Source organism: Pseudomonas sp. FW300-N1A1, assembly GCF_058789115.1.
Map to the genome: position 1 here is coordinate 33,335 of NZ_JBYTBK010000023.1, position 20,816 is coordinate 54,150.

The following is a 20,816-nucleotide window of genomic DNA, read 5'->3' on the forward strand; positions in this document are numbered from 1 at the left end:
GCCATTGGCGCTTCTTATATCGACAATCTCCTGGCGGGTAAAAAAGATTTTTTCAATCGATAAATCAATAAATGCAATAGCGCCTCAATCGTCGGAGGTTTTGTGCTTGTATTCGCACAGGTCCTCGATCCGGCAACTCCCGCAACGAGGCTTGCGGGCCAGGCATACGTAGCGTCCATGCAGGATGAGCCAGTGATGGGAGTCGAGGAGATATTCCTTGGGAACAAACTTCATCAATTTGGCTTCCACTTCCAGCACATTTTTCCCGGGCGCCAGACCTGTACGATTACTGACCCGGAAAATATGGGTGTCCACCGCCATGGTCAGTTGTCGAAAGGCGGTATTGAGCACCACGTTTGCGGTCTTCCTGCCCACACCGGGCAATGCCTCCAATTCTTCGCGGGTTTGCGGGACTTCGCCGCCATGGCGCTCCACCAGCAACCTGCACGTCTCGATGACATTCTTCGCCTTGCTGTTGTACAGGCCGATCGTCTTGATGTAGTGCGACAGGCCCTCTACGCCGAGAGCATGGATCGCCGCGGGGGTATTGGCGACCGGAAACAGCCTGGCCGTGGCCTTGTTCACGCCGACGTCCGTGGACTGGGCGGAGAGGATCACCGCAATCAGCAGTTCGAAGGGGGAGGCATAGGCCAATTCCGTTTTCGGTTCCGGATTGTCTTCGTGAAGCCGACGGAAAATTTCCAGGCGTTTTGCGGCATTCATGGGCAGAGCAGTTCCTTGAAGACGTTCAGTGTGAAGTTGAGGTGCCAGACCAGGCTCGTTTGGCTGCCAGGAGCAGTCCCAGCAGAATAAACCCGCCAGGCGTGATGACAGCCAGTCGCAGGCCGCCACCTTCGATCAATACCCAGCCGGGTCCGTTCGAATCCGTGATCCCGACCAACCATTGCAGGTGACTGGCGAATGAGCCGTGGCCCAAGCCTTCGCGCAAAGCACCCAGAATAACCATCGCGGCGCCGAACAGGGCACACAGGCGCAATCGATCAGGCATGAGGGGCTGGCTGAAAAACCCGCTGTACTCCAGCACCACGCATTGCAGGGCCAGCAGCCCGACATAAATGCCCAACTGCTGGTGCAGTTCAAACGCCCAGCCTTGCAGGGCCAGCGCGGCAAGGCTGGTCAACGCCGCCGCGAGCAGCGTAGCGGTGATCAACTGCAGGGACGGCAGGATCCGGGGGCGCAGCAGGCTCATCTTCATGCCATAGACACTGATGACCAGCAGGGATAGCAGTACCAGGCTCAGGGCGTTGACCAGTGTGTCGCTGGCCCCGATCAACGGGGTGAGCATCAGCGAGCTCTGTAATGCCCTGGCGTTGTTCATTGTCCGCTCCCGACCAGTTGGGGCTGATGTTCGTCGAAGTAACGTAACGCATCGTGCACGGCACCGATCACTGCTCGAGAGGTGATAGTTGCGCCGGCCAGTTGATCAAACCGCCCCTGATCCTTTTTCAGCGCCCAGCCACTGTCGGTCGGGTCCTGACGGGATTTTCCGATAAAGCCTCGTAGCCACGGATTGGGCTGAGTGGCGATTGTACCTCCCAGCCCCGGTGTTTCCGCTTGCTTGAGGGCTTTGACGCCCAACAGTTTGCCGCGAGGATCGATGGCGATCAGCAGGTCGATCGCCGCTTCATGGCCCATTGACCGGCTCAGCAGCAGGATTGCGCTGGTTTGGCCCTCGAGGGTCGCCAGGTACCCGCCCAGTAGTGTGCTGTTAGCCAGGGCAACGTCCTTCAGCGCCAGGGGGTGGTCCAACGGCTGATTGTCGTAGCTGCTCGTTGGCAGCATGTCGAGCAGGCGCTGGTTTTCGATCAGGCGCTGTTGGCTGGAAATATGGGGGGTGAGGGCCCGCTGCACAAGGAGTGTTGCACCGGCTCCCAGTCCGGCCACGAGCACCAGGATCAGTACGCTGAGGTATCGGTTCATGGCGTACTAGGCTCTGGTTGTCCAGCGAAGAGACGCTCCAGAGCCGGTACGCACAGGTTCATCAACAGCACGGCAAAGGCCACGCCGTCGGGATACCCGCCCCAGGTCCGGATCAGGTAGGTCAGCACGCCGACGCCGACCCCAAACAACAACCGCGCCTTGGGGGCCCTTGCCCCCGACACCGGTTCGGTGACGATAAAGAATGCGCCGAGCATGCTCGCACCAGTCAGCAGGTGGAACAGCGGAGAGCCATGGGAGTCCGAGCCCGAGCCGTTCCAGCACAGCAGGCTGATGATGAAAAGACTGCCCAGCATTCCGGCGGGGGCGTGCCAACTGAACACCCGTTGTTGCAACAGAAACGCGCCACCGGCGAGAAAGGCCAGGTTCACCCATTCGATGCCGGTACCGCCAACGTGCCCAAACGCCGGATTGCCGGCGAAGAGCTCATCCATGGTCAGGCTTCTGTTGATGCGCAGGCTGTCCAGCGCGGTGGCCTGCGCCCAGGCATCAGGAAGAGGTGCATCGCTGAAAGCGAAGCCGAAAATGTGCTGCAGACCTTCAAGTAGACCCGTTCCATGAGATGCTGGCCACTGGACCATCTGTTGCGGGAAACACACCAGCACCAGGGCAAAACCGAGCATCGCCGGGTTGAACGGGTTTTTACCCACGCCGCCATACAGGTGCTTGCCGAAGAGCATCGCGAAGGCCGTAGCGCTCACCGTCAGCCACCACGGGCAGTACGGCGGTAATGCCAGGGCCAGCAGGGTGGCGCTGACCAAGGCGCTACCATCGCTCAAGGATGGCTTGAGCGGGTACTTGCGCAGGCGGAGCACGGCGGCTTCCACCGCCAGCGCGCTGCCACAGGCCAGCAGCAAGTTGATCAGGACTCCCCAGCCAAACCACCAGAACAGCACCAGCACGCCGGGCACGGTGGCCAGCAACACCCGCTTCATCGCCTGTTGCAGGCGATCGTCAACCGGTTCAAGGGGCGACATAGTCGTTCACCCGACGTTCTGCCTCGCACAGCCTGGCGCGAGCCTGGGTCAGCAACGCTGTCGACGTATCGACGCTGCGTTCGAGTTTGTTGAGGTCGGCGCGGGCGTAGGCCAGTTCGGTTTTCAGGTGCCGCAGCTGCGGGTCGATCGGCCGTTTCTCGACGCGTACCAGATCCGGAGCCGGTTTTTCGCTGGCGTTTTCCGCCGCGTGCAGTGCCTGTTCAGCCTGGTTCAGCGCCTCACCGAGTGCGGCCAGTTGCTCGGCCGGGGCGTCGCCGGCCTGGGCTTTTTTCAGTTCGGCACGGCGCATGGCCAGCTGAATTTTCGCCCGTTTGAGTTCGGCGTCGTTGGCGGGCAGTGCCACCTTCGCGGGCACCGGCGTCGCGCTGGCCTCCAGGACTGCCAAGGCCTGCTCGGCGGCTTCGAACTGCTGCTGGAGAACGATCAACTGCGACTGTTGCTCGAAGGTCGGTGGGTGACCAAAGGCTTTCAGTGATTTGTGCAGTTGCGCCCGGCTCATCGCCACATCGATCTTGGCTTTTTTCAGCGCGGCATCGGCGGCTGCGGCTTTTTGCGCCTGCACCCGGGCGATGGCGTCTTGCACCGGGTTGTTGCCGGTCGTGTCGGGTTGCGCGGCTTTTTGCGCACGCGCGGCGCGTTCAGCGAGTTTCTGCTCTTCTTCATGACGCAGGCGCGCGTTGCGCAGCTCGAAGCGTTGTCGGGCATGGTCGCGCTTGGCGCTTCTGGCGTCGCGTTGTTCCGGGGTGAAGGCCAGGTCGCCGACAATGGGCACCACCTGTGGCGAGGGCAGGGGATGCATCTCGATGCAATCCACCGGGCAGGGTGCTACGCATAAATCACAGCCCGTGCATTCGTCGATCAGCACTGTGTGCATCAGCTTGGCCGCGCCGACAATCGCATCGATCGGGCACGCCTGAATGCACTTGGTGCAACCGATGCACTCGGCTTCACGGATAAACGCAATCTGTGCCGGTGCGGTGCCACGACTGGTGTCGAGTTCCAGCTCCGGGACGTTCAGCAGTCTGGCCAGCGCGGCAAGGGTTTCACGACCACCTGGCGGGCACTTGTTGATGGCTTCACCGTTGGCAATGCCCTCGGCGTAGGGCTTGCACCCTGGGTGACCGCACTTGCCGCATTGAGTCTGTGGCAGAAGGGCGTCGATGCGTTGAATCAGACTCATAGTTTGATCAGTCCGCTGAAACCGAGAAATGCCACGGCGATCAATCCGGCGCTGATCAGGTCGATCGGCAAGCCGCGAAAGGGTAGGGGCACATCGTTATTGAGAGTGCGTTGGCGCAAATCGCTGAACAGGCTCAGAACCAGCCAGAATCCCAGCCCGGCACCGAGGCTCAACGCGGCGTGACCGGCAAAACCGTTGTCATTCTGCAAACCGAGCAGGCTCAGCCCTAGCACGCCCGCGTTACCCAGCAACAACGGCCACAGGCCGTCGAACGGTAGCTGAGGCAGCACGCGCGCCAGCACCTTGAGCAGCGGCGTGATGAGCAACACGCTCAGTGGCAAAAACACCATCAGGTGCAGGGACGCAAGCCCAAGCGGCTCGAGCAGCCAGTGATACACCCCATAGCCCAACACGCCATTGAGCAGCATCAAGCCTGTGGTCGCAATGCCCAGGGCATGCACCTGACGTCGTTCGGCCGCGGGATCGCGCGTCGACTGCAACAGCGGATCGACGCCCAGCGGCCAGTACAACAGGAAGTTGTTGATCAGGGCGGTGCTGATGAGCGTAAGTAGAATGTCGGTCATGGGTGAGCCGGGTTGAACGAGGGCCTGTGCTTAAAGATTAGGCAGTATCCGGCGGCGCAGATATGAAAATCCCACCGTCGCGCGTCAGCGTGACGGTGGGATCGGTCCAGCCAGGCGAATTACTTGATGCGCTGGCCCGGCTTGGCGCCGCTGTCAGGGCTGAGCAGGTAGATCTCTTCACCGCCAGGGCCGGCCGCCATCACCATGCCTTCGGAGATACCGAACTTCATTTTCCGTGGCTTGAGGTTGGCGATCATCATGGTCAGGCGACCATCGAGCTTGGACGGATCCGGGTAAGCGCTCTTGATCCCGGAGAACACGTTGCGCTGTTCGTCACCGATGTCCAGGGTCAGGCGCAACAGCTTGTCGGCGCCTTCCACGTGTTCCGCCTTGACGATCAGGGCGACGCGCAAATCGACTGCGGCGAAGGTGTCGAACTCGATTTCCGGCGACAGCGGATCCTTGGCCAGTTCGCCATTGCCGGCAGGTGCGGCTGCGCCGGTGTCGGTCTGGCTGGCGGTCAGGTCTTCTTTCGAGGCGTCGGTCATGGCTTGCACCTTGACCGGGTCGATCCGGGTCATCAACGGCTTGAACTCGTTCAACTGATGGTTGCTGAGCAAAGTCGCGTGGTCGTTCCAGGTCAGTGGCGCGACGTTGAGGAATGCCTCGGCGTCGGCGGCCAGCAACGGCAGTACAGGCTTGAGGAAAATCACCAACTGGCGGAACAGGTTGACGCCCGTGGCGCAGATGGCCTGGACTTCATCCTGCTTGCCTTCCTGTTTGTTCAACGACCACGGCGCCTTGTCGGCGATCCAGGCGTTGGCGCGGTCGGCCAGGCCCATGATCTCGCGCATGGCGCGGGCGAAGTCGCGGGCCTCATAGGCGTCGGCGATACCTGGCGCGGCGGCCAGGAAGGCTTCGGTCAGCTCAGGCGCGGCGTTGGTGTCGACCATCACGCCGGCATTGCCCTTGTTGATGAAACCGGCGCAGCGGCTGGCGATGTTGACGACCTTGCCCACCAGGTCGGAGTTGACCTTCTGCACGAAGTCTTCGAGGTTCAGGTCCAGGTCGTCGACGCCACGGCCCAGCTTGGACGCGTAGTAGTAACGCAGGTATTCCGGCGACAGGTGGTCCAGGTAGGTACGGGCCTTGATGAAGGTGCCGCGGGACTTGGACATTTTCTGGCCGTTGACGGTCAGGTAGCCGTGAACGTTGATGCCGGTCGGCTTGCGGTAACCCGCGCCTTCGAGCATGGCCGGCCAGAACAGGGCGTGGAAGTTGACGATGTCCTTGCCGATGAAATGGTACAGCTCGGCGGTGGAGTCCTTGCCCCAGAACGCATCGAAGTCCAGCTCCGGCGTGCGGTTGCACAGGTTCTTGAAGCTGGCCATGTAGCCGATCGGCGCATCCAGCCACACGTAGAAGTATTTGCCCGGCTCGTCAGGAATCTCGAAACCGAAATACGGCGCATCGCGGGAGATGTCCCACTGTTGCAAGCCGGCATCCAGCCATTCGGCGATCTTGTTGGCCACGGCATCCTGCAGGGTGCCGCTGCGGGTCCAGGTTTGCAGCATTTGCTGGAAGTCTGGCAGCTTGAAGAAGAAGTGCTGGGAATCCTTGAGCACCGGAGTGGCGCCGGAGATCGCCGACTTCGGATCCTTCAGGTCGGTCGGTGCGTAGGTCGCGCCGCATTTTTCGCAGTTGTCGCCGTACTGGTCTTCGGTGCCGCATTTCGGGCAGGTGCCCTTGATGAAGCGGTCGGCCAGGAACATTTTCTTTTCCGGGTCGAAGTACTGGGTGATCGAACGCGTGGCAATGTGCCCGGCGTCACGCAACTTCAGGTAGATCTGGCTCGACAGCTCACGGTTTTCTTCAGCGTGAGTGGAGTGGAAATTGTCGAAGTCCACCAGGAACTCGGCAAAGTCGGCGCTGTGTTCAGCCTGGACGTTGGCGATCAGTTGTTCCGGGGTGATGCCTTCCTTTTCCGCGCGCAGCATGATCGCCGATCCGTGGGCGTCGTCGGCGCAGACATAAATGCATTGATTGCCGCGGTGCTTCTGGAAGCGCACCCACATATCGGTCTGGATGTATTCCAGCATATGGCCAAGGTGGATCGAACCATTGGCATAGGGCAGGGCGCTGGTGACGAGGATCTTGCGTGGCTCGGACATGGGGCTCGGCTACTTGATGAAACGGAGGTCGGCCACTATAAAGCGCCGGCGAAGTTTTTTCACCCTCAAGGCCTGTTTCCGGACGTATCGATTGCCAAAACCTGTGGCGAGGGAGCTTGCTCCCGTTCGGCTGCGCAGTAGTCGTAATCAGACTGATGCGATCTATCTGTCGAACCGGGTAGCCGGAATTGGGGCGGCTTTGCCATCCAGCGGGAGCAAGCTCCCTCGGCACAGGATTTCCTGGGCAACAAATGATCTACAGGCATGCCGCCTCGGTCGCGGAACAGGTACGATACCCGTCATCTTTTCCAAGTCCTGTTATCGGAGTTACCCATGAGCGCCGTCAATCGCGCAGCGGTGGAAGCCGTCCTTCGCCAGTACACCGACCCTTACCTGAACCAGGATCCGATCAGCGCCGGCTGCCTGCGTGGCATCGATATCCAGGGCGATCGCGTCAGCGTCCAGCTGGAACAGGGTTATGCCGCGGGTCTGTTCAACAGCGGTTGGGCGCAGATGCTGCAGATGGCGATCGAAAGCCTGGACGGCGTGGCGTCGGCCCGCGTCGAGATCACCACCCGGATCGCGGCACATAAGGCACAGGCGCAGATCCCCGGGCTTGCCAACGTCAAGAACGTGGTCGCCGTGGCATCCGGCAAGGGCGGCGTGGGCAAATCCACCACCGCCGCCAACCTCGCGCTGGCCCTGGCCCGTGAAGGCGCCAGGGTCGGGATTCTTGATGCGGATATCTACGGTCCGAGCCAGGGCATCATGTTTGGTATCCCTGAAGGCACCCGGCCCAAGGTCAAGGACCAGAAGTGGTTCGTGCCCATCGAGTCCCATGGCGTCGAAGTGATGTCCATGGCGTTCCTGACCGATGACAACACCCCGATGGTCTGGCGCGGTCCGATGGTGTCCGGCGCCTTGCTGCAGTTGGTGACGCAGACCGCCTGGGGCGACCTGGACTACCTGGTGATCGACATGCCGCCAGGCACCGGTGACATCCAGTTGACCCTGGCACAAAAGGTCCCGGTGGCCGGTGCGGTCATCGTTACCACGCCGCAGGACCTGGCATTGCTGGATGCGCGCAAAGGCGTGGAAATGTTCCGCAAGGTCAACATCCCGGTGCTGGGCGTGGTGGAAAACATGGCCGTGCACATCTGCTCCAACTGCGGTCACGCCGAGCACCTGTTCGGCGAAGGCGGTGGCGAGAAGCTGGCCAGCCAGTATGGCGTCGAGTTGCTGGCCTCGTTGCCGTTGTCGATGGTTATCCGCGAGCAGGCCGATGGCGGCAAGCCAACGGTGATCGCAGAACCCGACAGCCAGATCGCCATGGTCTACCAGGAACTGGCCCGCCACGTGGGCGCGCGGATTGTCCTGCAGGAGGCTTTGTCGCCAGCCATGCCGAGTATCAGCATCAGCGACGATTGATGATCTGAATACGATCCATTGTGGGAGCGGGCTTGCTCGCGAAGACGGTAGTTCAGTCAATTTATTTTTTGAATGACACACCACCTTCGCGAGCAAGTCGGATCGCCGCACCGCGGCTCCCACATTGGTTTTGAGTCGGGCCTTAGATCCGCAACCCGCCATCCATTTCCAGAATCCGGCCGGTGTAGTAGTCGTTCTCGAAAATGTAAGCCGCCGAATGGGCGATTTCTTCCGGCTTGCCCATGCGCTTGAGCGGGATACCGGCGGTCATTTTGTCCAGGGCTTCAGGCTTCATGCCCAGGGTCATTTCGGTTTCGATGAACCCCGGTGCGATGCCGGCCACGCGGATGCCGTAGCGCGCCAGTTCCTTGGCCCAGGTCACGGTGGCCGCAGCGACACCGGCCTTGGCGGCGGAGTAGTTGGTCTGGCCGACGTTGCCGGCGCGCGAGATCGAGGAGATGTTGATGATCGCGCCGGACGACTTCAGTTCGATCATCTTCGCCGCCACTTCACGGGTGCACAGGAACACGCCGGTCAGGTTGACGTCGATGACGGCTTGCCATTGGGCCAGGCTCATTTTGCTCATTTCGCCGTCCTTGACCTTGATCAGCAGGCCGTCGCGCAGGATCCCGGCGTTGTTGATCAGGCCGTGGATCGCGCCGAAGTCTTCGGCCACCTGGGCGACCATGTGGGTCACCTGTTCTTCATTGGCGACGTTGCACAGGTAGGCGCGCGCCTCGACGCCGGCGGCTTTGCACGCGGCAACGGCCTGGTCGAGTTTCTCCTGGTTCAGGTCGACCAGTGCCAGCTTCGCGCCCTTGGCGGCGAAATACTCGGCCATCGAGCGGCCTAAACCCTGGCAGCCGCCAGTGATAATGATTACTTTGTCAGTGAGTTGCATTCGCATGCCTTAATTGCAGGTCTGAGTGGATTCCTTTTAGAGAGCCTCTCGATCTGCGCCTGACGTGGCCTGGCTGCACATGAGAACTGCCCCGAAGGCATTGCTGGAACTTTCTCCAGAAGCCTGTCCGTTTTTTCGACTAGTTCTATATAAGGAGTCATAAATTGAGCGTTGAAGCTGCCAAGCATGCACGAGAATTGCTGCTCAAGGAATACCGCGGGGTGCTCTCGACACTCTCCAAGGCGATGCCCGGTTTCCCGTTTGGCTCCGTGGTTCCATACTGCCTGAACGAGCAGGGCCGCCCACTGATATTGATCAGTCGAATCGCCCAGCACACCCACAACTTGCAAAAAGACCCTAAATGTTCACTGCTGGTGGGTGAGCGCGAGGCCGAAGACGTACAGGCCGTGGGGCGACTGACCTATCTGGCCGAGGCACGGATGATCGAGGACGCCGCCGCGATCGAAGCCGCCGCCGAGCGCTACTACCGCTATTTCCCGGACTCGAGGAACTATCACAAGGCCCATGATTTCGACTTCTGGGTGCTGGAGCCTGTTCGTCATCGCTACATTGGCGGTTTCGGCGCCATTCACTGGGTCAACGAACTGACCCTGGCCAACCCGTTTGCCGGCAAGGCAGAGGCGAGCATGATCGAGCACATGAATGCCGACCACGCCAAGGCCATTGCCCATTACGTCGAGCTGGCCGGTTTGCCGAAGACATCTCCGGCCGAAATGGTCGGTATCGACCCCGAAGGCATGCACCTGCGGATTGGCCAAGGTGTGTACTGGTTGCCGTTCCCAACGCTTTGCAATACGCCGACACAAGTGCGTGAAGCCCTGGTTTTACTGGCTCGCGCCGAGCACTGGCCAACAAATGAGACGAGCGAGGCTTGAAATCACGAAATGGCGACGTCATCTAAGGCTTACTTGCAAGGCATTCTTGCGTTGAGGAACCTTTTGATGCGCCCTTTTCTATTGCTCTTTCTGCTGTTTCCGGTGCTGGAGCTGTTCGTATTCGTAAAAGTCAGTGCGGCCATCGGGTTTTTCCCGGCGCTGCTGCTGATCATCCTCGGCTCGATGTTCGGGGTGTTTGTACTGCGTATCGCCGGCCTGGCGACCGCGTTGCGTGCCCGTGAAAGCCTGAGCCGTGGCGAACTGCCCGCCCAGACCATGCTCGAAGGCCTGATGCTGGCCCTGGGTGGTGGCCTGTTGATCATCCCGGGCTTCATCAGCAGTGTGCTGGGCCTGGTCATGATGCTGCCGCTCACCCGGCGCCTGCTGGCCAACAAGATGCGCCAGCGTGCCGAGGAACAAGCCATTCGCCAGCGCGCCTTTGCCGATGACCTGCAACCGCGTGGAGGTCCGGTTCCGCGGCAACCGTTGGGGCGTGAACCTGACGTGATCGAGGGTGAATTCGAGCACCGTGATTCCAAGTAAGCGCATGTACCACACGGCACCTTCGGGTGCCGTGTTCGTTTTGCCGGGCCGTGCAGTAAAAAATTTCGCTGTGCTGCCCTTGTAATGAGCTTGCGCGCCCTTATGTAACGGTCACCGCAAGGTTTCTGGCGATGATCGCCAGACAGACTTCCGCGTCTCGCTCGACGAGCCGCAACCGGCCACGCCGGAAATTAACCCGCCGGGACTACACCGGCCGCTGAAACCACAATTAGGAGAGATCGACAATGAAGCTTCGTCCTCTGCATGACCGCGTCGTCATCCGTCGCAGCGAAGAAGAAAAGAAAACCGCTGGCGGTATCGTTCTGCCAGGTTCGGCTGCTGAAAAAGCCAACAGCGGCGAGATCCTCGCTGTCGGTACCGGCCGCGTGCTGGACAACGGTGAAGTGCGTGCGCTGGCCGTGAAAGTGGGTGACAAGGTTGTGTTTGGCCCGTACTCGGGCAGCAACACCGTCAAAGTCGACGGCGAAGACCTGTTGGTAATGGCTGAGAACGAGATTCTCGCTGTTATCGAAGGCTGATACCCCGCTCATTTTCCCGCGACTACTCAAGTATTTAAGGAATATCGATCATGGCTGCTAAAGAAGTTAAATTCGGCGATTCCGCCCGTAAGAAAATGCTCGCCGGTGTCAACGTCCTGGCTGACGCAGTAAAAGCGACCCTGGGCCCTAAAGGCCGTAACGTGATCATCGAGAAGAGCTTCGGCGCTCCGACCATCACCAAGGACGGCGTTTCGGTTGCCAAAGAAATCGAACTGAAAGATCGCTTCGAAAACATGGGCGCGCAACTGGTCAAGGACGTTGCTTCCCGTGCCAACGATGACGCAGGCGACGGCACCACCACCGCTACCGTTCTGGCTCAATCGATCGTCAACGAAGGCCTGAAAGCCGTCGCTGCCGGCATGAACCCGATGGACCTCAAGCGCGGTATCGACAAAGCGACCATCGCTATCGTCAAAGAGCTCAAGGCCCTGTCCAAGCCATGCGCTGACACCAAGGCAATCGCTCAGGTCGGCACCATCTCGGCCAACTCCGACAACTCCATCGGCGACATCATTGCCGAAGCCATGGAAAAAGTCGGTAAAGAAGGCGTGATCACCGTTGAAGAAGGCTCGGGCCTGGAAAACGAACTGTCGGTTGTAGAAGGCATGCAGTTCGACCGTGGCTACCTGTCCCCGTACTTCGTCAACAAGCCAGAGACCATGACTGCCGAGCTCGACGGTCCGCTGATCCTGCTGGTCGACAAAAAGATCTCGAACATCCGCGAAATGCTGCCAGTGCTGGAAGCCGTTGCCAAAGCCGGCCGCCCACTGCTGATCGTGGCTGAAGACGTTGAAGGCGAAGCCCTGGCGACTCTGGTTGTGAACAACATGCGTGGCATCGTCAAAGTCGCAGCCGTCAAGGCTCCAGGCTTCGGCGACCGTCGCAAGGCCATGTTGCAGGACATCGCCGTTCTGACCGGCGGTACCGTTATCTCCGAAGAGATCGGCCTGAGCCTGGAAAGCACCACCCTGGAACACCTGGGTAGCGCCAAGCGCGTGACCCTGTCCAAGGAAAACACCATCATCGTTGACGGTGCTGGCGTACAAGGCGACATCGAAGCGCGCATCACCCAGATCCGTGCCCAGGTTGCCGAAACTTCCTCGGACTACGACCGTGAAAAACTGCAAGAGCGTCTGGCCAAGCTGTCTGGCGGCGTTGCAGTGATCAAGGTTGGCGCTGGCTCCGAAGTTGAAATGAAAGAGAAGAAAGCCCGCGTTGAAGACGCCCTGCACGCTACCCGTGCAGCCGTTGAAGAAGGCGTGGTACCTGGCGGTGGCGTGGCACTGGTTCGCGCTCTGCAGGCCATCAGCGAGCTGAAAGGCGACAACGATGACCAGAACGTGGGCATCCAGTTGCTGCGTCGCGCTGTTGAAGCGCCGCTGCGTCAGATCGTTGCCAACTCCGGTGACGAGCCAAGCGTTGTCGTCGACAAGGTCAAGCAAGGCGTGGGTAACTTCGGTTACAACGCAGCGACCGGCGAATACGGCGACATGATCGAAATGGGTATCCTGGACCCGGCCAAAGTGACTCGTTCGGCTCTGCAAGCGGCTTCGTCGATTGCCAGCCTGATGATCACCACCGAAGCCATGATCGCCGAGATCAAGGAAGACGCTCCAGCTGGCGGCATGCCAGACATGGGCGGTATGGGCGGCATGGGCGGCATGATGTAAGCCAGCCTCACCCTGTACGAAAAAACCCCGCCGGCGTTAAGCCAGCGGGGTTTTTTATTGCCCGCGATTAAGTCGACTCAGGCACGGGCAGGTTGTGTCCTGGCCGCAACCTCGATCCTGGTCGCCGGCCGATACAGCACGTAGTAGTAAGACCCCAGGCAAATCAGCCAGCAAAACACCGCTGTCCATACGTTGTGCGAGAAGAAATGCGCGCCCTGCATCATCCGGCTGATGGAAAACACCGTGCCCAGGCCGAATGCAAGCAGGAAGGCCGCGCGGGCCAGTTTCGGCCGCCGGTCACGCAATACGAAGAACAATGCAAACAAGGCAAAGCCCGTGGCCGCATGACCGCCCGGCCAGCAACGCCCAGGCTTGTCAGTGGCGGGGCGGGGGCTGAGCAGTTCGCTGTAGGTTTCCTTGCCGCCGAACTCCTTCAGGCTCCAGGGGCACTGCACGGCAGTCACCGCTTTGACGGGCGTGACGAACGCGGTCGCCAGGCCCAATGACAGCACCAGGCAGCCCAGCTCACGCTTGAACGGCTTGAGCCGTGTCAGCATGAACGAGCCGATGAAGCCAAGGATGGCCAGCACCGAAAACCCGATCACCACCTGCTTGGCCCGGTCATGCAGGATATTTTCCAGAAAGTAGCTGTGGCGACCGATGAAGCCTCCGGCCGTTGGGTCGTAGAACAGCTGAGCCAGGTTCATGTCCAGCGACGTCAGTTCCAGCAACACCAACGTGACTGCCGTCACGGCGGGGATGCCCAGGCAGATCCAGAAATTCAGGGGGCGTGAAACAGTGGATGGCATGTAAGGAGTCCTGAACGAGGAAGAGAGGGCCAGCGACGGTTCGTGTACTCAAAGGGCCGCACTCTGCGCCTGACGCCGTAAGCTGTACGTGAACTCAGGGTGAAAATTTCGTGATGCCTTTCGTGAATGGGTTTGACGGGATTTGGCCCATCAGACAGCGCTGGCCCTGAGCCAGACTTGGCCTTAAGCTGCGCGAGCCAAGACGGCCGTAACTGTGTACGGAGCAGATGCCCATGCGAATTCTATTGGTTGAAGACAACCGCGATATCCTCGCCAACCTGGCGGATTACCTGGGGCTCAAAGGCTATACCGTGGATTGCGCACAGGATGGCCTGTCCGGGTTGCACCTGGCGGCCACCGAGCATTACGACCTGATCGTGCTCGATATCATGTTGCCCGGCATTGACGGTTACACGCTTTGCAAACGCCTGCGCGAAGACGCCCGGCGCGATACGCCGGTGATCATGCTGACCGCCCGTGACCAGTTGGATGACCGCTTGCAGGGCTTCAAGTCCGGTGCCGACGATTACCTGATCAAACCCTTTGCGCTGTCGGAACTTGCCGCGCGCGTCGAGGCGGTCATGCGACGTACCCAAGGGGGCGGTCGACGTGCGTTGCAGGTCGGCGATTTGAGCTATGACCTCGATACCCTGGAGGTGACCCGCGAAGGGCGCCTGCTCAAGCTCAACCCGGTAGGCCTCAAGTTGTTGGCCGTGTTGATGCAGAAGAGTCCGCATGTGCTGCGTCGTGAAATTCTCGAAGAAGCCCTGTGGGGCGATGATTGCCCGGACAGTGACAGCTTGCGCAGCCATGTCCACCAATTGCGCCAGGTGATCGACAAGCCGTTCGCCAAGCCGTTGCTGCATACGGTGCACGGTGTGGGCTATCGCTTGGCCGAGGGGCGTGATGGAGTTTAAGCAGAGCCTTGCACAACGGATCATCATCGCCTTTGCGTTGATGAGTGCGTTGGTCGCAGGGGCATTCGCCATGGGCATCGTGGCGACTGTGCACGTGGTTGAGGAGAAGCTGATCTCTGCCGGGCTGGGGGGCGATTTGCAGCGGATGCTGCTGATGGACAACATGTCCGAATGGAGCCATCGGCCGGAGCCTGACCAGCTGTTCTATTTCAGTGGCGGCCCCGGTGCCTTCGACTTGCCCAAGGACCTGCGTCATCTGGACTCCGGGTTCCATGAGGTGTTTCGCGAGCAGCTGTCGTACCACGCGATGGTCGAGATCGTCGACGGCAGGCGTTACGTGCTGCTGCAGGATCAGAGCGATTTCGAAGAGCGTGAGCGGGTGCTGTTTGCCGTGGTGCTAGTGGGGTTTGTGTTGAGCCTGGCATTAGCGGTATTCCTGGGCTGGGTCCTGGCCCGTAAAGTGATGGCGCCGGTGGTCCGGTTGGCTCGCCAGGTGCGTCACCGTGACCAGTTGCTCGGTCTTGCCCCCCCTTTGGCCCCAGACTATGCCACCGATGAAGTGGGCGAGTTGGCGGTCGCCTTCGACGCCACGCTCGGTCGCTTGCGCCAGGCATTGAACCGCGAGCGGCTGTTTACCAGTGACGTCAGTCATGAGTTGCGCACCCCCTTGATGGTGCTGGCCAGCTCCTGTGAGTTGCTGCTGGAGAACCCGGGCCTCGACCAGCGCGGCCGGGCCCAGGTCGAGCGCATTGCAAGGGCCTGTGGAGAGATGCGTGAGCTGGTGCAGACCTTCCTGATGCTGGCCCGTTCGCAGCGTGACGAAACCAGCGTGGCGCCGCAGATGACCCTGGGGCAGGTGGCGCAGGACCTGATCGGCTTGTGGCGCGCGCCGGTCGAGTCCAAGGGACTGGAACTGGTCTACAACACCGGGAACCCGCTGGATACGCGTTACAACGCGACATTGCTGCACGCCGTCATGGGCAACCTGCTGCGCAATGCATTGCATTACACCGACAGCGGTTTTATCCGGCTGACGCTCCTGCCCAGCGGCTTTCTGGTCGAGGACAGTGGCGTGGGGATTCCCGAGGAGAAGCGCGAGGCCATGTTCGAACCCTTTGTGCGTGGCTCAGAAAATCGCGGTGAGGGCCTGGGGCTGGGCCTGTCGCTGGTACAGCGGATCTGTGAGAACCAGGGGTGGAGCGTCAGCCTCAGCACCATGGAACCGAACGGTTGTCGCTTCCATGTCGAGTTACTCCTCGAGGGAGGGGAGGCGTAGGTGGGCAGGCATTCTTGAGGCGTATCCTGTGTCACAGACCGGCTAAGCTCACTTTGAATGTGTAAAATTCTGTAATGATTTCTTATTTTTTTAACGAAACTTTCACAACTGGATGACTTGGAACTCACATTGCGCTCCCTAAGGTAGCCGTCATCAGTTCAGGAGACATTGATGATGGATGACCCGGTCAAACTTGAATTTTCCGAAAAGTACGATGACGAACATGCCAAGCGCTATCTGCGCAAGCATAAGGACGGTCTCGGTCGCCAACTGTCGCACAAGCGTGACTTGCAATTGGCGCGTACCGCGCTCAAACGCGTAGGTGAACCGGGCCTGGTGCTGGACTTGCCCTGCGGTGCCGGACGCTTCTGGCCGATGCTGGCGGAAAAATCCAACCGTGTGATCATCGGGGCAGACAACTCCGCGTCAATGGTAAAGATCGCAACCCAGGCGCAACCTGCCGACGTGGTCAAGCGGGTACGCCCTTTGCAGACCTCTGCATTCGATATCGCCTTGCCTGACAGCTCCGTGGACAGCATCTTCTGCATGCGTTTGCTGCACCACATTGGTGAGGCCGAGCATCGACTGGCCATCTTGAAGGAATTCCAGCGTGTCACTCGCGACAGCGTCATCCTTTCCTTGTGGGTCGACGGCAATTTCAAGGCCTGGAAACGCAAGCGTTTGGAGAAAAACCGTGCGCAACAGGGCTACCAAAACCGCTTTGTATTACCAGCCGCAACGGTAGAAGCAGAGTTTGAGCAGGCGGGTTTCCGCATTCAGGAACATTTGGACTTCATTCCGCTCTACGCCATGTGGCGCGTTTATATTTTGCGAAAGAGGTAACAGCATGGCAGTTGAACAGGTATCGGAAACGCAACACGCGCCCGACGATCGCTTCGAGTATTTCTGGAGCCAGCGTGGCGAATGGGTGGAAGAGCCCAATGTACGTCGCGGTGGAGAAAGTGGCGTACAGCGTATCCATACACCTAGTGGCCAATTGCTGTATGCCAAGCGCCAGACCGGGCATATCTATCGAGACTGGTTGCATCCGTTCGGCCGTCCGACCGTGTTGCGCGAGCTTGATGCCCTGACCGGCCTGCAGGCGTTGAACGTCCGAGTGCCGGAAATCGTGTTCTGCGGTGCCCAGCCAGACCCGGTACACCAGTGGCGTGCGTTGCTGGTCACCAAGTCTCTGGACGGCTTTGTCGAGATTGAAGACTGGTATGCCAATGGTGGCCGCGAGCGTCATGGCGAGGCCTTGCATGACAGTATGCTCAAGGAACTGGCTGAAAACCTGGCGCGAATGCACAAGGGTCGTTGGCAGCACGGTTGCTTGTACATCAAGCATATCTTTGTGCGGGTCACCGGCGAGGGGGCAGCGGCCAAGGCCGAAGTGGCCTTGCTGGACCTGGAGAAATGCCGTCAACGTTTGCTGAGCAAGCAGGCGGCCGTGCACGACATGAAGCAGTTACGGCGCCATTCGTCGTGGAAACCGGCAGACTGGGACAAGCTCGTCTATTTTTATAGGACGGCGTTTGGCAGCGCTATCAAAGGTTTATAGTGATGAAACTCGAAATTGCGCGAGGTTTGTTTCTAGTAGGAGCCTTGGCAGTTGCTTCATTGGCGGTGGCCGCATGGGAGCAGCCCCGCACGCAAGTCCTCAGTACCGCGCACGGCAGCGAGCATTGTTTATTGCCACGGGTTGAGAAATCGTCAGTGGCGACCCAGCCTGATCATGATTTGTTGTTGTTCATGTTCAGTATGAGCCAGGGAATGAGACCGCAGAGCTGAAGACATTGAAGCGCAACGAAAAGGCCTCGCACATGCGGGGCCTTTTGTTTTGCCTGCGAAACGGTGTCACAGGCACGCCGCCTGGCCGGCCGTCCTTACGGTTGATCGGATTTGGCGAGCACGGTGTAGACGCAGGGCAACACGAACAGGGTGAACAGCGTCCCGATGGACATCCCGGTGGCGATGACGGTGCCGATATCGAAGCGGCTCACGGCCCCGGCGCCTGTGGCGAGGATCAACGGCACCATGCCAAACACCATGGCGGCCGTGGTCATCAATACCGGGCGCAGGCGAATGGCAGCGGCTTCTTCCACGGCTTCACGGGCGCTCAGGCCTTTGTCCTTGCGCAACTGATTGGCAAACTCGACGATCAGGATCCCGTGCTTGCTGATCAGGCCGATCAAGGTCACCAACCCGACCTGGGTATAGATGTTCATGCTCGACCAGCCCAGAAACAGCGGAATCAACGCGCCGCAGATCGACAGCGGTACGGTCACCAGGATCACCAGTGGATCACGGAAGCTTTCAAACTGCGCGGCCAGCACCAGGAAGATGATCGCCAGGGCCAGGGCGAAGGTCACCCACAACGCGCGGCCTTCCTGAATGTACTGCCGTGAAGCCCCCGCGTAATCAAAGGCAAAGCCGGGTGGCGCTTCTTCCTCGGCGATCTGGCGTACGGCATCGATCGCTTCGCCCATGCTGACCGTCGGGAAGCCTGAGAGTATCGCCGAGTTCAATTGCTGGAACTGGTTGAGCTGGCGCGGTCGGGCACGGTCGTTGACAGTGATCAAGGTCGACAGGGGCAGCAGTTGTCCCTGAGTGTTTTTCACGTAGTAGTGGCTCAACCAGTCGGGGTTGTCCCGGTAGGCCCGCTCGACCTGGGCGATCACCTTGTAACTGCGGCCTTCGAGGGTGAAGCGGTTAATCTCGGCCTCCGCCAGCAACGTTGCCAGCGTGGTGCCCAGGTCGAGCATCGATACGCCCATCTGTGCGGCCTTGGCGCGGTCGATATCCACCACCACCTCCGGTTTGTCAAAGGCCAGGTCGATGTCGACGAAGGCGAACTTGCCAGACTCCAGCGCACGCTTTTTTACCCGGTCGACTACGGCCAGCAGCGCCTCATAGTCATTGGCGGTGTTGATCACGAACTGGAAGGGCAGGCCTTCGCCGGTACCGGGCAGCGAGGGCAGGTTGAAGCCAAATATCTGCAGCCCGGAGATCGCCGCCAGCCGGGCCTGGACCTCGGGCAGGATCTCCATCTGGGTGCGGCTGCGTTCGTTCCAGGGCTTGAGCAGGAAGCCGCCGATACCCGACTGGACGCCGTTGAAGCCGTTGATCTGGAACGAGGAGTAGTACTCGGGAAACTCCTTGAAGATCGTGATGAATTGGTCCGTATAGGCGTTCAGGTAATCCAGGTTGGTCGGTTGCGGCGCATTGGCCATCATGAAAATGATGCCCTGGTCCTCATCCGGTGCCAGTTCCGACTTGGTGAACATCAGCAGCACCGGAATCAGGCATAACACAATCACCGCAAACACCAGCACCACCGGCCGGGTGTTCAGCGTGCCATGCAGCAGGCGCTGGTAACGCTGCTTGAGACCTTCGAAAATCAGGTCCAGGCGATGGGCGAGCCCCGTCGGGTTTTCATCGTGGCGCAGGAGCATGGCGCACATCATCGGCGACAGGGTCAGGGCCACGATCCCCGAAATCACCACGGCACCGGCCAGGGTCAAGGCGAACTCCTTGAACAGTGCCCCCGTGAGCCCCGTCAGGAAGCCGATAGGCGCGTAAACCGCGGCCAGGGTGATGGTCATCGAGACCACGGGCATGGCGATCTCCTGCGCGCCCTCAAGCGCCGCGTCCAGCGGCGTTTTACCTTCTTCGATGTGGCGGTGAATGTTCTCCACCACCACGATGGCGTCGTCCACCACCAAGCCGATGGCCAGTACCATGGCCAGCAGGGTCAGCAGGTTGATCGAGTAGCCCATCAGCTGCATGAAAAACATCACGCCGATCATCGACAGCGGGATCGTGATCACCGGAATGACCACAGAGCGCAGTGCGCCCAGGAACAGGAACACCACGACAATCACGATCAGCACCGCTTCGAACAGGGTTTTCACCACTTCGTCGATCGAGGCTTGAATGAACTCCGTGGCGTCATAGGCAATGTCGGCCTTGAGGTTGGGCGGCAGCTGGGATTCCAGCTCCGGCATCAGCTTGCGCACTTCCTTGATCACGTCCAGCGGGTTGGCGCCGGGGGTGGGCCTGATCCCGATGTACACCGAGGGGATGCCGCCGAATGAGCTGATGGTGTCGTAGTTTTCCGCGCCCATTTCCACACGAGCGACATCGCTGAGCAGTACTCGGCTGTCGCCATCGACTTTCAGCGGGATCGCGGCAAAGGCTTCGGCGGATTTCAGTTCGGTGTTGGCGTTGACGCTGGTGACGACATACTCGCCTTTGACTTCACCGGCGGCGGACAGGAAGTTGTACTGGCGCACGGCAGTCGTCACGTCGGCGGCGCTCAGGCCGAAACCTGCGAGCTTTACCGGGTCCAGCCACAGGCGCATGGCAAACACCTGATTGCCGAGGATTTCGGCTTCGGCCATGCCGGGCAGGGTGGCGAGCTTGGGCTGGATCACCCGCGACAGGTAGTCGGTGATCTGCGGATTCTTCAAATCCTCGCTGAAGAAACTGATGTACATCAGCACCGAGGCGTCAGCCGCCTCTTTGCTCAGTACCGGGTCTTCGGCGTCTTGCGGCAGCTGGTTCTTGACCTCGTTGGCCTTGGCCAGCAACTCGGTGAACAAGCGGTCGGTGTTGGCGCCGATGCGGGCGTAGATCGAGATCACCGAGAAGTTCTGTCGGCTGACCGAGGTCATGTAGTCGATGCCTTCGGCGCTCGCCAGGCTTTGTTGCAAGGGCTGGGTGATGTAGCCCTGAATCGTTTCGGCGTTGGCCCCGGGGTAAGCCGTGGTGACGGTGATCAGGGCGTTTTCCATCTGTGGATACTGGCGCAGCTGCAGCTTGCTCCAGGCCTGGAAGCCCAGCAGCACGATCAGCAGGCTGACCACGGTCGCGAGCACCGGGCGGCGGATGAACGGGTCGGTAAATGCCATGGTGATTCCCT

General features: G+C 60.1%; 20 protein-coding genes. 10 read left to right on the forward strand and 10 right to left on the reverse strand.

Annotated elements, in window-relative coordinates; translation table 11 throughout:
- Positions 1 to 84: 84 nt before the first annotated feature.
- The 7 genes from nth to metG all read right to left on the reverse strand — a co-directional run bounded on the left by nth (position 85) and on the right by metG (position 6,892).
- Entirely contained in the window at positions 85 to 723 is a 639-nt protein-coding gene (gene nth, locus AC3WQN_RS16380) for an endonuclease III (RefSeq protein ID WP_095080032.1), read from the reverse strand.
- Between the two features lie 25 nt (positions 724 to 748).
- Complete coding sequence (locus AC3WQN_RS16385) at positions 749 to 1,339, reverse strand: Rnf-Nqr domain containing protein (protein WP_103400840.1); 591 nt, start codon at positions 1,337 to 1,339, stop codon at positions 749 to 751.
- On the reverse strand, positions 1,336 to 1,941 hold the full coding sequence (locus AC3WQN_RS16390; protein ID WP_103400839.1) for an RnfABCDGE type electron transport complex subunit G: 606 nt from the start codon (positions 1,939 to 1,941) through the stop codon (positions 1,336 to 1,338). Before AC3WQN_RS16390 ends, AC3WQN_RS16385 begins: the two co-directional genes overlap by 4 nt.
- The gene (locus AC3WQN_RS16395) at positions 1,938 to 2,936 is read right to left on the reverse strand and encodes an RnfABCDGE type electron transport complex subunit D (RefSeq protein ID WP_103400838.1); all 999 of its coding nucleotides are present in this window, start codon (positions 2,934 to 2,936) and stop codon (positions 1,938 to 1,940) included. The genes AC3WQN_RS16390 and AC3WQN_RS16395 overlap by 4 nt, the downstream gene beginning before the upstream one ends.
- The gene (gene rsxB, locus AC3WQN_RS16400) at positions 2,923 to 4,137 is read right to left on the reverse strand and encodes an electron transport complex subunit RsxB (RefSeq protein WP_103400837.1); all 1,215 of its coding nucleotides are present in this window, start codon (positions 4,135 to 4,137) and stop codon (positions 2,923 to 2,925) included. Before rsxB ends, AC3WQN_RS16395 begins: the two co-directional genes overlap by 14 nt.
- On the reverse strand, positions 4,134 to 4,721 hold the full coding sequence (locus tag AC3WQN_RS16405; RefSeq protein WP_103400836.1) for an Rnf-Nqr domain containing protein: 588 nt from the start codon (positions 4,719 to 4,721) through the stop codon (positions 4,134 to 4,136). The genes rsxB and AC3WQN_RS16405 overlap by 4 nt, the downstream gene beginning before the upstream one ends.
- Positions 4,722 to 4,840: 119 nt before the next feature.
- Entirely contained in the window at positions 4,841 to 6,892 is a 2,052-nt protein-coding gene (gene metG, locus AC3WQN_RS16410) for a methionine--tRNA ligase (protein WP_103400835.1), read from the reverse strand.
- 333 nt (positions 6,893 to 7,225) lie between these two features.
- Between metG and apbC the strand changes: the two genes are divergently transcribed.
- Positions 7,226 to 8,320, forward strand: a complete 1,095-nt coding sequence (gene apbC / locus AC3WQN_RS16415; RefSeq protein WP_095080039.1) for an iron-sulfur cluster carrier protein ApbC — start codon at positions 7,226 to 7,228, stop codon at positions 8,318 to 8,320.
- A 142-nt stretch (positions 8,321 to 8,462) separates the two neighbouring features.
- Here the strand turns inward: apbC and AC3WQN_RS16420 are convergent, their stop codons facing one another.
- Positions 8,463 to 9,221, reverse strand: a complete 759-nt coding sequence (locus tag AC3WQN_RS16420) for an SDR family oxidoreductase (RefSeq protein ID WP_095145181.1) — start codon at positions 9,219 to 9,221, stop codon at positions 8,463 to 8,465.
- 164 nt (positions 9,222 to 9,385) lie between these two features.
- Between AC3WQN_RS16420 and AC3WQN_RS16425 the strand changes: the two genes are divergently transcribed.
- The 4 genes from AC3WQN_RS16425 to groL all read left to right on the forward strand — a co-directional run bounded on the left by AC3WQN_RS16425 (position 9,386) and on the right by groL (position 12,890).
- On the forward strand, positions 9,386 to 10,117 hold the full coding sequence (locus AC3WQN_RS16425; RefSeq protein ID WP_103400834.1) for a HugZ family pyridoxamine 5'-phosphate oxidase: 732 nt from the start codon (positions 9,386 to 9,388) through the stop codon (positions 10,115 to 10,117).
- A 66-nt stretch (positions 10,118 to 10,183) separates the two neighbouring features.
- Positions 10,184 to 10,660: an FxsA family protein gene (locus AC3WQN_RS16430; RefSeq protein WP_095145183.1), complete on the forward strand. Its 477-nt coding sequence runs from the start codon at positions 10,184 to 10,186 to the stop codon at positions 10,658 to 10,660.
- 245 nt (positions 10,661 to 10,905) lie between these two features.
- Positions 10,906 to 11,199, forward strand: coding sequence for a co-chaperone GroES (locus AC3WQN_RS16435; RefSeq protein WP_019827816.1), 294 nt, complete (start codon positions 10,906 to 10,908; stop codon positions 11,197 to 11,199).
- 50 nt (positions 11,200 to 11,249) lie between these two features.
- Positions 11,250 to 12,890 (forward strand): chaperonin GroEL, encoded by a 1,641-nt coding sequence (gene groL, locus AC3WQN_RS16440; RefSeq protein ID WP_103400833.1) that lies wholly within the window; start codon positions 11,250 to 11,252, stop codon positions 12,888 to 12,890.
- A 77-nt stretch (positions 12,891 to 12,967) separates the two neighbouring features.
- Here the strand turns inward: groL and AC3WQN_RS16445 are convergent, their stop codons facing one another.
- Positions 12,968 to 13,699 carry a phosphatase PAP2 family protein gene (locus AC3WQN_RS16445; RefSeq protein ID WP_103400832.1) on the reverse strand — a complete coding sequence of 244 codons (732 nt, stop codon included), beginning with the start codon at positions 13,697 to 13,699 and terminating at the stop codon, positions 12,968 to 12,970.
- Between the two features lie 233 nt (positions 13,700 to 13,932).
- On the opposite strand from AC3WQN_RS16445, the gene colR reads away from it, so the two are divergent.
- The 5 genes from colR (at position 13,933) to AC3WQN_RS16470 (ending at position 17,683) form a co-directional block, all read left to right on the forward strand.
- Complete coding sequence (gene colR / locus AC3WQN_RS16450; RefSeq protein ID WP_095080045.1) at positions 13,933 to 14,616, forward strand: two-component system response regulator ColR; 684 nt, start codon at positions 13,933 to 13,935, stop codon at positions 14,614 to 14,616.
- Positions 14,606 to 15,892 carry a sensor histidine kinase gene (locus AC3WQN_RS16455; RefSeq protein ID WP_103400831.1) on the forward strand — a complete coding sequence of 429 codons (1,287 nt, stop codon included), beginning with the start codon at positions 14,606 to 14,608 and terminating at the stop codon, positions 15,890 to 15,892. The genes colR and AC3WQN_RS16455 overlap by 11 nt, the downstream gene beginning before the upstream one ends.
- A gap of 171 nt (positions 15,893 to 16,063) precedes the next feature.
- Positions 16,064 to 16,735, forward strand: coding sequence for a class I SAM-dependent methyltransferase (locus AC3WQN_RS16460; protein WP_371918515.1), 672 nt, complete (start codon positions 16,064 to 16,066; stop codon positions 16,733 to 16,735).
- A 4-nt stretch (positions 16,736 to 16,739) separates the two neighbouring features.
- Positions 16,740 to 17,453, forward strand: coding sequence for a lipopolysaccharide kinase InaA family protein (locus tag AC3WQN_RS16465; protein WP_103400830.1), 714 nt, complete (start codon positions 16,740 to 16,742; stop codon positions 17,451 to 17,453).
- A 2-nt stretch (positions 17,454 to 17,455) separates the two neighbouring features.
- Positions 17,456 to 17,683 carry a hypothetical protein gene (locus tag AC3WQN_RS16470; RefSeq protein WP_103400829.1) on the forward strand — a complete coding sequence of 76 codons (228 nt, stop codon included), beginning with the start codon at positions 17,456 to 17,458 and terminating at the stop codon, positions 17,681 to 17,683.
- 95 nt (positions 17,684 to 17,778) lie between these two features.
- On the opposite strand, the gene AC3WQN_RS16475 is transcribed toward AC3WQN_RS16470, so the two are convergent.
- The gene (locus AC3WQN_RS16475; protein WP_103400828.1) at positions 17,779 to 20,805 is read right to left on the reverse strand and encodes a multidrug efflux RND transporter permease subunit; all 3,027 of its coding nucleotides are present in this window, start codon (positions 20,803 to 20,805) and stop codon (positions 17,779 to 17,781) included.
- Positions 20,806 to 20,816 lie beyond the last annotated feature (11 nt).

What these genes read in the sequence shown, in the direction of transcription:
- nth (WP_095080032.1), bottom strand. Translation starts at nt 723, where the DNA reads ATGAATGCCGCAAAACGCCTGGAAATTTTCCGTCGGCTTCACGAAGAC.
- AC3WQN_RS16385 (WP_103400840.1), bottom strand. Translation starts at nt 1,339, where the DNA reads ATGAACAACGCCAGGGCATTACAGAGCTCGCTGATGCTCACCCCGTTG.
- AC3WQN_RS16390 (WP_103400839.1), bottom strand. Translation starts at nt 1,941, where the DNA reads ATGAACCGATACCTCAGCGTACTGATCCTGGTGCTCGTGGCCGGACTG.
- AC3WQN_RS16395 (WP_103400838.1), bottom strand. Translation starts at nt 2,936, where the DNA reads ATGTCGCCCCTTGAACCGGTTGACGATCGCCTGCAACAGGCGATGAAG.
- rsxB (WP_103400837.1), bottom strand. Translation starts at nt 4,137, where the DNA reads ATGAGTCTGATTCAACGCATCGACGCCCTTCTGCCACAGACTCAATGC.
- AC3WQN_RS16405 (WP_103400836.1), bottom strand. Translation starts at nt 4,721, where the DNA reads ATGACCGACATTCTACTTACGCTCATCAGCACCGCCCTGATCAACAAC.
- metG (WP_103400835.1), bottom strand. Translation starts at nt 6,892, where the DNA reads ATGTCCGAGCCACGCAAGATCCTCGTCACCAGCGCCCTGCCCTATGCC.
- apbC (WP_095080039.1), top strand. Translation starts at nt 7,226, where the DNA reads ATGAGCGCCGTCAATCGCGCAGCGGTGGAAGCCGTCCTTCGCCAGTAC.
- AC3WQN_RS16420 (WP_095145181.1), bottom strand. Translation starts at nt 9,221, where the DNA reads ATGCAACTCACTGACAAAGTAATCATTATCACTGGCGGCTGCCAGGGT.
- AC3WQN_RS16430 (WP_095145183.1), top strand. Translation starts at nt 10,184, where the DNA reads ATGCGCCCTTTTCTATTGCTCTTTCTGCTGTTTCCGGTGCTGGAGCTG.
- AC3WQN_RS16435 (WP_019827816.1), top strand. Translation starts at nt 10,906, where the DNA reads ATGAAGCTTCGTCCTCTGCATGACCGCGTCGTCATCCGTCGCAGCGAA.
- groL (WP_103400833.1), top strand. Translation starts at nt 11,250, where the DNA reads ATGGCTGCTAAAGAAGTTAAATTCGGCGATTCCGCCCGTAAGAAAATG.
- AC3WQN_RS16445 (WP_103400832.1), bottom strand. Translation starts at nt 13,699, where the DNA reads ATGCCATCCACTGTTTCACGCCCCCTGAATTTCTGGATCTGCCTGGGC.
- colR (WP_095080045.1), top strand. Translation starts at nt 13,933, where the DNA reads ATGCGAATTCTATTGGTTGAAGACAACCGCGATATCCTCGCCAACCTG.
- AC3WQN_RS16455 (WP_103400831.1), top strand. Translation starts at nt 14,606, where the DNA reads ATGGAGTTTAAGCAGAGCCTTGCACAACGGATCATCATCGCCTTTGCG.
- AC3WQN_RS16460 (WP_371918515.1), top strand. Translation starts at nt 16,064, where the DNA reads ATGATGGATGACCCGGTCAAACTTGAATTTTCCGAAAAGTACGATGAC.
- AC3WQN_RS16465 (WP_103400830.1), top strand. Translation starts at nt 16,740, where the DNA reads ATGGCAGTTGAACAGGTATCGGAAACGCAACACGCGCCCGACGATCGC.
- AC3WQN_RS16470 (WP_103400829.1), top strand. Translation starts at nt 17,456, where the DNA reads ATGAAACTCGAAATTGCGCGAGGTTTGTTTCTAGTAGGAGCCTTGGCA.
- AC3WQN_RS16475 (WP_103400828.1), bottom strand. Translation starts at nt 20,805, where the DNA reads ATGGCATTTACCGACCCGTTCATCCGCCGCCCGGTGCTCGCGACCGTG.